This window comes from Vibrio clamense (assembly GCF_050337905.1).
Classification (GTDB): Bacteria; Pseudomonadota; Gammaproteobacteria; order Enterobacterales; family Vibrionaceae; genus Vibrio; species Vibrio cortegadensis.
In genome coordinates this window covers 1-9,097 of the sequence record NZ_JAKJTJ010000045.1, presented here as the reverse complement: position 1 = coordinate 9,097, position 9,097 = coordinate 1, and the positions used below count along the sequence as shown (strand labels likewise).

Here is a 9,097-nt window from a genome sequence, read left to right as displayed (position 1 = left end):
GCTCTGGAGTTCTTAACGTATTGGATTTTTCGTTGAAACCTAAAGTAGAAAGTAACTTCACTGCTTTTTCTAGATCGTTACCGTTAACGCCAACAAGTATGTCTAGGTCTCCCTTAGATACAGCATTAGGGATAGAAGACGCTCCAACATGCTCAATTGTTGCGCCTGGAAGTAAAGCGACTATCTGAAGTTCATACTTACGATAGAGATTTTCACAAGAGACCTGATACTCATCTGGTTTGTAAAATTGCATATTTTCTCCCAAAAGGCATAACGCCGCGTTAAGTGGTGACCAATGCTACAACTGCACTCAAGACATTATGCCATAAACACTGATGCATATATTTGAACTGAAACCGGCAAGCGTTGGGAATCCGTCTTAAACGCTTTGTTATGGCGCAACTCGCAACACCTGTGGTAATCTACTACACTATAGATCCAAACCTAGTTAGAGGACATATTATGGCTACTGCAAGTGTACGCATTGACCAAGATCTTTTTGATAAAGCAGCGATCATGGCTAAAGCACTAAACCGCACTACACCAAAGCAAATCGAGCATTGGGCTAAGATTGGCGAAATGATGGAAGATAATCCAGATCTACCCTATGAATTTGTTAAACAGGCTGTTATCGCAAAAGCTGAAAAAGAAGCCGGGAAGTTAGAGGCTTACTCTTTTGACTAAGATTACTAGCATTCTTCAGACACCTACTTTTAAGAAAGCAGTCAAGAAACTACACAAGAACCAAAAAACGGATCTAGATAATGCTATTCGAGCACTTATGGAAGATCCGTATCTTGGCGAGCAAAAGAAAGGTGACTTATCATTCTTGCGAGTACATAAATTCAAGATGGTGAAGCAATTAACTCTACTCGGCTATAGCTATGAAGATGGCACTGTAACTCTTGAACTAATGGCTCTCGGTTCTCATGAAAACTTCTACCGAGATATGAAAAAAATATATTAATTCAGTGTGTTGGAGATTGCAGCACACTACTTACATTCTGCTCGAAATTATCATTTTTCGCCTGCGCCATAACGCCCAATTAAGGGGTGAGCGACGCTACCACCCAACCTAAAGCATTGTACCGTAATCGCTAAAATTGAAGTAGAAGCAAAAATTCCAAGCGTTGGGAATCCCTCTTAAATTGTTTGTTATAAATTTTTCTCCACACCTTCAGCTTTAACTTTATCTAGTAATTCAAAAACTTCGGACACTTCTACAGAATAAATACTGTCTAAACTGTTTAGGGATCCTTTCAACTTCTCAATAAAATATGGTTTTAGTGTAGGGTTGCCTTCTTTAGTGATCTTCTCTAAAGTTTTGAGTGTTCGTTTAAGTATGAGTTTTATACGATACCCATATTCACTACCTAATTCACGAGCAGCATCTAAACCTTGAGCCTGAGTTAATAGAATATTTGCGTAAACGCCTTTGAGATCCCAAACCCTTTCCTCGATATCAAACACATCTGATTCAAGCTTGGTTTGATTAACGCTCAATTTCGACGTCAATTGAGCCAAAGTGTCTACTCTCTCAGATAATTTTTCATTGCTGTTTTTCGATTCACCAAATAGCTTCTCTAGTTTTTCGTCAAAAGACTTTTCTGCTTCTTTCACCTGTTCGTCGACGCGAATAAGCCTATTGTCAATGGTTTTAGACTGTTCGCTTATAACGTCTGCATTATCTAACTTTATCCTTACTTCCCACTCACCTAACAAGTTAGTTATTTCTTGCTTAAGTTCCTGTTTATCTTTTTCATGCACCTTGGAGTTTGACCACCACCCATAACCAATTAGCAATACAGTAATCCCTCCCAGGAAACTCAAAGACCAGTGTATAGTTGATAGCAAAGAAGACTGATGTTTTTCAAGCAAGTCATTTCTAATTTTCATTTCTTGTAGTTGAGCTTTTAGCTCAATTACAACCTTCTGATTAACACCCGCCGTTTCTTCGATTTTATTTTTAGAAACGATGTCTTCTGCATAACTTCCAATCGGAAATAGAAAGGAGAGTATCAATAATATTCTTGTGACCACTTGTAGTACCTTAAAAAATTTATAACGCCCTGTTAAGGTGTGAGCAACGCAATATAAAAGCCGCCGCATACCACCTTAAACACTAAATGAAACGCATAGCAAAAATGCCAAGCGTTGCGAATCACTCTTAAACAGATTGTTAGGTTTGTTCATCACGCTCATTACCAGGAGTCAGATTGAATACTTCATCAACTATATCTGATTCCAGTGCTGCACTCATTTTGAGCTTAACATACTGAGTAACACCTAGGATGATGTTATCTTTGAGGGCATCCTTAACTTGGGTTTCATATACATCTGGTGTTTTTAGTAGTTCGTCGCGATAAACATAAATTGCGCCTTTCCATTTGCGATTTACTAACTTCGCGCCTAGGAAACGATCGCGCTTCCCAGTGCAATTAGGGAAAGACATACGATGGTAATAGGCGGAATCGACTCTGAACGGTTCACGCTCACCTTCAAAGAATTCCGGCAATAAGAAAGGAAGCTCGATTGACTCTAAACTTTCCCCCTCTAATTCGCCTTTTAACTCCGCTTCAATTTCAAACACATACCATGAATGAGGATTACTTTCGGCTAACTTCGTAATCTCAAACGATACGTCTAAGATAAGGTCACTCAGAGAATGGCGAGCAACATACACATCAACTAGCTTTCTTACAACAGCGCTAGGTGTTGTGTTATCCCACTCACATAGTTGCTTTAACTTTGCTTCAACATCACGATCTATTCTGACACGAATAGATGAATCTTTATTGTTTTTCATAACTCACTCCGTAGTACGAACTAAAAATGTACCACAACAATAAGACACAAAAACAATTGTGCCACGTTTTATTTTTGTCCCACAAAAACAAACCTAACGCCTGCAATAAGGTGTGCCCCACTGAACCAACAAAGCACTCTGAATTCCGCACCAAAACCGCCGAGTGTAACGCATCACCTTGATTGCTTTGTTATGTTCGAGTCATCAGCCTGTGGGATACCATACTCTTGTCGAAGCCTTTTATGCCTCAATTTCATAGCTAACAAAATCACATTGATTAAAAAGACAAAGCCACCAAACACTAAGAATGTAGGCATTAAAGAGTAAAATACTTTTGAAAAAATCGTACCAGTACTTGATGACTTTAAAGTTGAAAGCAATGTTGCAAAAGCAGTAAACAAACCGATAGTTACGCTAAACATCATTATCATTTTTTCTCGGTATTCTACTTTAGCTACAAATTTTTCGTTGTTCTTTTGCTCCTCTACTTCACTAACATTAATATCTTCATCAGGTATTAACTGATTCAGAGATTCACAGTATGACTTCTTCGTCTCTGCTGAAATGAAACTTGAATCCATTATTTCTTTGATTAACTCTTCCGCAACTGCCTTTTGGTTATATAAACGTTTTGCTTCAAGTTTATACTTTCTAGCTGTGGAGTTGATTAAAGCATCAAGTACTTTACTATTAGGTGTATACCCCTCTGAAATATCAGGACGCAATGCATATAACACTTCACGATTAGCACTTTCAATTTTTTGTGCAATTTCTCTTTCATCACCTTTTGAGAATATTTTCCGAGTAATAAAAGTAGCTATTACACCACTAAAAACCCCAGTACCAATGCCAATAATCCATGAATTATTTAATATTTCGAACATATTTCTCCTTTAGAACATAACGCCGCCATAATTTGTGCCACGGCACACCAACCAAACCCGCCAGACTTCAAACCAAAAATGCGCAGTCAAACGCATCAAGTTAATGGCTTTGTTAGCTGACAAACTCGTTGAAAACACATCACTTAACGCTACCACAGAAGCCAAAGTGACTCGCCTAGCAACCACTCAATTTACATTGTTCATCACAACTGACGCGCCTTTCACCTGTTGAGTTTCTGCATACACTGCGACAAGCTGACGGCTGCCATTACGCATGACGAAAACCCAAACTGTGCCACCCACTTTATTAAGCACATGGACTGTTCAACGCATGGGCTGCGGTAGTGATTGAGGCGGCGCGTGATTGTCGATTGAAACGCTGGAATGCGAACCGCCGAGGTAATAAAACAAACCGCCTGAGAAATGGCTGTTAATGAAACCAACCTACTTCAACGCGTCCAAATGCGATATCGAATGGCAGACTTACGGGGAAAATTGAAAGCTACCGCAAGCGCCCATGCCAGCGTGGAGCCGAAGGAGCGCTGAAATATAACCAAACGCCGGACTCAAACCCGACAAAGAATAGACAGCTAACGCCGCATTAAGGTGTGAGCGACGCTTGGCTATACTTGAGCGAAGCGAAAATGCCGAGCGTTGCGAATCACTCTTAAATGCTTTGTTAGCTTTTTTTGCCGCCGACATCTGCTATAACCTTAACACCCAACATATTCTTAAGTGGGATCAATTCTTTGGGAAAACTAGATTCTAGAACAAGTAAAGTTTGAACATTTTGTGGTTTTCCTTGTGTTCCCAGCATAGCCTCTGTTACAGCTTGATATTTAACGCATTGGAATAGACCTCGGTTTATATCTGCTACATCCGAGATTCTTGACTTCACTTCAACAGCGACCATTTGTTTTCTATAGGAAAACATTACATCAACCGAATCACCTGAAGGCAAACCGAACTCTGTCTCTCCTATCGGCCAGCTGTCAGACAACCCAATAGCATTAGGGTTACTTGCAATATACTCTTTTAGTTCTTTATGTAGCTGACCTTCACCACCACCTTTTGGGCTTTTTCTAAACTTTGGCAATTCTGGGAAATCTGGACGTTCAATTTCAAGCTCATCTAAAACCCATAACCAATCAGGATATGAAAAAATCTTAGAAAGCTGACTATCGACAACAACCTTTTTCTGTTTTTTACTTAACTTCTTAAACTCCTTTTCGGAAATAAACCAGCCAATTCCTTCACCCGGCAATTCCGTCGCTTTATTGACAACCAAGCACTGAATTGGGGGAATTTTCTGGCCTACTCTTTCTGAAAGTTCAATTAGAGTTGTACCAATACAACCCAATACGTAATTGAGATTTCTGGCATTTGGCATTTCTAGCTCATCAGCAAGATCAGAATAGTATATTTTCTCTCCTATTATTGCTTGCCTTACAATCAATGGAAGAGCTTTTCTTGCTCTCTGTTGATAGAGCTTATCACCCCAAAAACTTTCAGATACTTCTGCTGTTTCCATCTTTTATATACTCCTTTGAAAAGCTAACGCCGCCATAATTTGTGCCACGGCACGCTTACAAAGCCAGCCAGACTTCAGACCAAAAATGCGCAGTCAAACGCATCAATTTGATGGCTTTGTTAGCTGACAAACTCTGTGAAAACACATCACTTAACGCTACCACAGAAGCCAAAGTGACTCGCCTAGCAACCACTCAATTTACGTTGTTCATCACAACTGACGCGCCTTTCACCTGCTGCGTTTCTGCATACTCTGCGACAGAGCAAACGACTGCCATTTCGCATGACGAAAACCCAAACCATGCCACCTACTTTGTTAAGCACATGGACTGTTCAACGCATGGGCTGCGGTAGAAATTGAGGCGGCGCGAGAATGTCGATTGAAACACTAAAATGCGAACCGCCGAGGCAATAAGACAAACAGCCTGAGAAATGGCCGTTAATGAAACCACCCTACTTCAACGCATCCAAATGCGATATTGAAATGGCAGACTTACGGGGAGATTGAAAGCTACCGCAAACACCCATGCCAGCGTGGAGCCGAAGGAGCGCTGAAATATAACCAAGCGCCGAACTCAAACCCGACAAAGAATAGACAGCTAACGCCGCCATAATTTGTGCCACGGCACACCAACCAAACCCGCCAGACTTCAGACCAAAAATGCGCAGTCAAACGCATCAATTTGATGGCTTTGTTAGCTGACAAACTCTTTGAAAAAACATCACTTAACGCTACCACAGAAGCCCAAGTGACTCGCCTAGCAACCACTCAATTTACGTTGTTCATCACAACTGACGCGCCTTTCACCGGCTGAGTTTCTGCATACATTGCGACAACGCTTACGGCTGCCATTTCGCATGACGAAAACCCAAACTGTGCCACCCACTTTTTAAGCACATGGACTGTTCAACGCATGGGCTGCGGTAATGATTGAGGCGGCGCGTGATTGTAAATTGAAACGCAGGAATGCGAACCGCCGAGGCAATAAAACAAAGTGCCTGAGAAATGGCTGTTAATGAAACCACCCACTTCAACGCGTTCAAATGCGATATTGAATGGCAGACTTACGGGGTAATTGAAAGCTACCGCAAGCACCCATGCCAGCGTAGAGCGAAGAAACGCTGAAATATAACCAAGCGCCGAACTCAAACCCGACAAAGAATAGACAGCTAACGCCCAATTAAGTTGCAGACCAACGCAAACCTGAACCTAAAGCAACGCACCGATTACACCCAAACTGTTTGGAGCTGAGAATGCCACGCGTTGGCTGTCAGCTTAAATTGTTTGTTAGGTTAATTCTGATAGGTTCCCATCTTAGCTGTTAGCTTACAGTCTCCATAGCCACCCACTGCTACTGTTGCTTCGGTAGGTGTTTTCGTATGCTGGAAAACAATATCAAGCCAAGACACTGTGTAGTTAGACATTGTAGATACAACATTGTCTTTGAACGAAACTACTACATATTCATCTGCGAGATCACCAGTTTTGCAGTAATGCCACTCTTCGGACGAATCAAGAATTTCCTTTAGTGCAGGATTACCAAATACATTGGTAACTTGCTCTTTATTCATACCACGCTCGACCAACAGAGATTTAGTTAAATCTTGCTGTGTATAAATACTTAGATCGACTGGTTCTGGCCGTTTTTCTTCGGGCAATACCATTGCTATAACTACTATCAACAAGGCAACATTCAGCGCTACTGAAACATATAGCGGTTTAATTTTGTTCATTATTTCCTCGATTAACCTAACGCCGCGTTAAGTGGTGAGCAACGCAGACCACTGCACTTAAAGTATTGTGCCGTAAACACTTAACCTGAAGCAAACCCAAAATGCCGAGCGTTGGGAATCCGTCTTAAACGCTTTGTTAGGCAATAAGTTAAATCTAACTCCCGAACTTATAGTACTTTCGAAGAGGATTTTTAGTATGTTCCCACTCTTCTTTTAAAAGCTCCCTAGCCTCAGAAACGACACCATCGGATAGTTGTCGCCACTTAGCATATGAGCTATTTCTATCAACTCCAAATTTAGAAGGATCTAATAAATCTAAAAGGTGCGAGAGTAGTTTATTCGCTTTATCATCTTGAGGCTTAAAGCGAAGAGATATTCTGCTGTGAATATGAAGTGCATCATATTTTAAACGATCAAGTTTTGGGGCTGTCTTTCGCTTTTCTTCTTGATCGACACAATCATTAGACTCTAAATACAAGTCAATCCACTCATGAGCTTTACTAGTATATTCTGAGATATCAGTTCTCAGACCGTCGATCCAAGCTTGCCTAAACTCCGATATTTTCACGCCTCTCGCAATAAAAGCCGCAGTAATGACCCCAAGTGCAACCCAAAGTGTAGCTGATAACATAATATGTCCTCATATTGCCTAACGCCCAATTAAGGTGCGACAACGCTATAACACCCAAACTAAACCATTGCACCGTAAACACTAAATTCAAATCGAAGTGAACTCGCCAAGCGTTAGAAGTCACTCTTAAATTGCTTGTTATATTGCCCGCACGACAGAGCCAAGTTTAGCGCCAAGGTGCTGAATTGGTTACAAATCTACTGGCTTTGAACTCAGAAGTAAAATGGACAGATCCAAACTCAATCATAGACAACAGAACGCACTTGGCTAAGAAGCGAAATGAGCTGAAATTAGAATCATTCGATTAGCCTGAATGACAAAGAATTCGAGCGAAAAACCTGACAGCAAAATGCGCTGAAGCCACAAATTTCAATGAAGTCCCCACGAAAAAGAAGCCGCGCAAGATGAACTTGAGCCAGCGAAATTTACTAACGAGGAGACTTGCGTGACGTTGCAGCTAATTAACCAACGCACTTTCTACGTGCGATGGTCATTTTGCTGGCAACTTTCACAAAACGAACAGGTGTATAGCTCGAACGCAGAACAAAGATAAACGGATAATTTAACCCTTTGAATCTTATGCAATATAACGCCCAATTAACTTGCGCAGCAACGCAATACAAAGGTTCTGCATTGCACCTTAACCACTAAACCTGATTAGAAGTAAAACTGCCACGCGTTGCAAGTCAGGTTAAATTGTTTGTTAGCTGCAAACTCCACCATCAAAGATTAAACTCTGAGTTATAAACTTTGAAGACATTTACTAAAGGCTCTTCCCAACCTAAGCACACTCGAAGCTGATCAACTATAGGTTTCACTTGGTTCTTTGACACATTAATTTCTACTTTTAACAATGGGTAGTTTTCTACTTTTCCTTTGTTTCCGAATACGGGAGTTGAGCCATCTAGAGCTCGATGAGAGCCTATAACTGAGCCAATAGCCCAACAATGGTCATAGTTTCCGATTTTATCGACACCTGACTCATGTAAAGTACTAAGAACTTGGTCTTGTTGCTCTGGTGTACAGAAAATTTCTAATTTATACATCTGGTTTAAACTCCAAAATACCGATTGCAGCTAACGCCCAATTAAGGTGCGACAACGCTATAAAACCTGAGCTAAACCATTGCACCGTAAACACAATTTCAAATCGAAGTGAAATCGGCAAGCGTTAGGAGTCACTCTTAAATTGTTTGTTAKAAGCGTACTAATGTTTTCCAATAATCATAAAGACCATCGATATTTGAAGAACACATTAAGCTCATAGCTCCCTTAACTTGTTCRTCGCTCCATTCCCACCAYTTCATTTCTAACAACTKAGATATCTCAGCCTCTGTGAACCTGTAACGTATATGTTTGGCTGGGTTTGAGCCGACTATTGAATAAGGAGCGACATCTTTGGTAACGACTGCACGACTTGCGATAATTGCACCATCGCCGACAGATACACCACTCATAATCATGGCTTCAGTGCCAATCCATACATCATTACCAATAACCGTGTTACCCGAAC

At 40.9% G+C, this 9,097-nt stretch carries 13 protein-coding genes; 3 read left to right on the top strand and 10 right to left on the bottom strand.

Features of this window, described 5'->3' with window-relative positions:
• Positions 1–253, bottom strand: a 253-nt coding sequence (locus L4C39_RS19600; RefSeq protein ID WP_429747629.1) for a GrpB family protein, incomplete at its 3' end; no start/stop codon positions are given.
• A gap of 209 nt (positions 254–462) precedes the next feature.
• Between L4C39_RS19600 and L4C39_RS19595 the strand changes: the two genes are divergently transcribed.
• Positions 463–684 (top strand): TA system antitoxin ParD family protein, encoded by a 222-nt coding sequence (locus L4C39_RS19595; protein ID WP_102577755.1) that lies wholly within the window; start codon positions 463–465, stop codon positions 682–684.
• Positions 677–967, top strand: a complete 291-nt coding sequence (locus L4C39_RS19590) for a type II toxin-antitoxin system RelE/ParE family toxin (RefSeq protein ID WP_261889311.1) — start codon at positions 677–679, stop codon at positions 965–967. The genes L4C39_RS19595 and L4C39_RS19590 overlap by 8 nt, the downstream gene beginning before the upstream one ends.
• A 188-nt stretch (positions 968–1,155) precedes the next feature.
• Here the strand turns inward: L4C39_RS19590 and L4C39_RS19585 are convergent, their stop codons facing one another.
• The 5 genes from L4C39_RS19585 to L4C39_RS19565 all read right to left on the bottom strand — a co-directional run bounded on the left by L4C39_RS19585 (position 1,156) and on the right by L4C39_RS19565 (position 5,221).
• The gene (locus L4C39_RS19585; RefSeq protein ID WP_429747627.1) at positions 1,156–2,040 is read right to left on the bottom strand and encodes a hypothetical protein; all 885 of its coding nucleotides are present in this window, start codon (positions 2,038–2,040) and stop codon (positions 1,156–1,158) included.
• Between the two features lie 139 nt (positions 2,041–2,179).
• The gene (locus L4C39_RS19580; protein ID WP_429747625.1) at positions 2,180–2,806 is read right to left on the bottom strand and encodes a hypothetical protein; all 627 of its coding nucleotides are present in this window, start codon (positions 2,804–2,806) and stop codon (positions 2,180–2,182) included.
• 173 nt (positions 2,807–2,979) lie between these two features.
• Positions 2,980–3,690: a hypothetical protein gene (locus tag L4C39_RS19575; protein ID WP_429747623.1), complete on the bottom strand. Its 711-nt coding sequence runs from the start codon at positions 3,688–3,690 to the stop codon at positions 2,980–2,982.
• A 186-nt stretch (positions 3,691–3,876) separates the two neighbouring features.
• Positions 3,877–4,005 carry a hypothetical protein gene (locus tag L4C39_RS19570; protein WP_429747621.1) on the bottom strand — a complete coding sequence of 43 codons (129 nt, stop codon included), beginning with the start codon at positions 4,003–4,005 and terminating at the stop codon, positions 3,877–3,879.
• A gap of 364 nt (positions 4,006–4,369) precedes the next feature.
• Positions 4,370–5,221, bottom strand: coding sequence for a hypothetical protein (locus L4C39_RS19565; protein ID WP_429747619.1), 852 nt, complete (start codon positions 5,219–5,221; stop codon positions 4,370–4,372).
• A 110-nt stretch (positions 5,222–5,331) separates the two neighbouring features.
• Between L4C39_RS19565 and L4C39_RS19560 the strand changes: the two genes are divergently transcribed.
• Positions 5,332–5,574: a hypothetical protein gene (locus tag L4C39_RS19560; RefSeq protein WP_429747617.1), complete on the top strand. Its 243-nt coding sequence runs from the start codon at positions 5,332–5,334 to the stop codon at positions 5,572–5,574.
• A 939-nt stretch (positions 5,575–6,513) separates the two neighbouring features.
• Here L4C39_RS19560 and bamE read toward each other — a convergent pair.
• The 4 genes from bamE to L4C39_RS19540 all read right to left on the bottom strand — a co-directional run.
• A complete protein-coding gene (gene bamE / locus L4C39_RS19555; RefSeq protein ID WP_429747615.1) occupies positions 6,514–6,954 on the bottom strand; it encodes an outer membrane protein assembly factor BamE domain-containing protein in 441 nt (146 codons plus the stop codon).
• Positions 6,955–7,108: 154 nt separating this feature from the next.
• Positions 7,109–7,585 (bottom strand): hypothetical protein, encoded by a 477-nt coding sequence (locus L4C39_RS19550; RefSeq protein ID WP_429747613.1) that lies wholly within the window; start codon positions 7,583–7,585, stop codon positions 7,109–7,111.
• Positions 7,586–8,307: 722 nt separating this feature from the next.
• Complete coding sequence (locus tag L4C39_RS19545; RefSeq protein ID WP_429747611.1) at positions 8,308–8,631, bottom strand: YqfO family protein; 324 nt, start codon at positions 8,629–8,631, stop codon at positions 8,308–8,310.
• Positions 8,632–8,780: 149 nt separating this feature from the next.
• The coding region (locus L4C39_RS19540) for a CatB-related O-acetyltransferase (RefSeq protein WP_429747609.1) at positions 8,781–9,097 on the bottom strand (317 nt) is incomplete at its 5' end.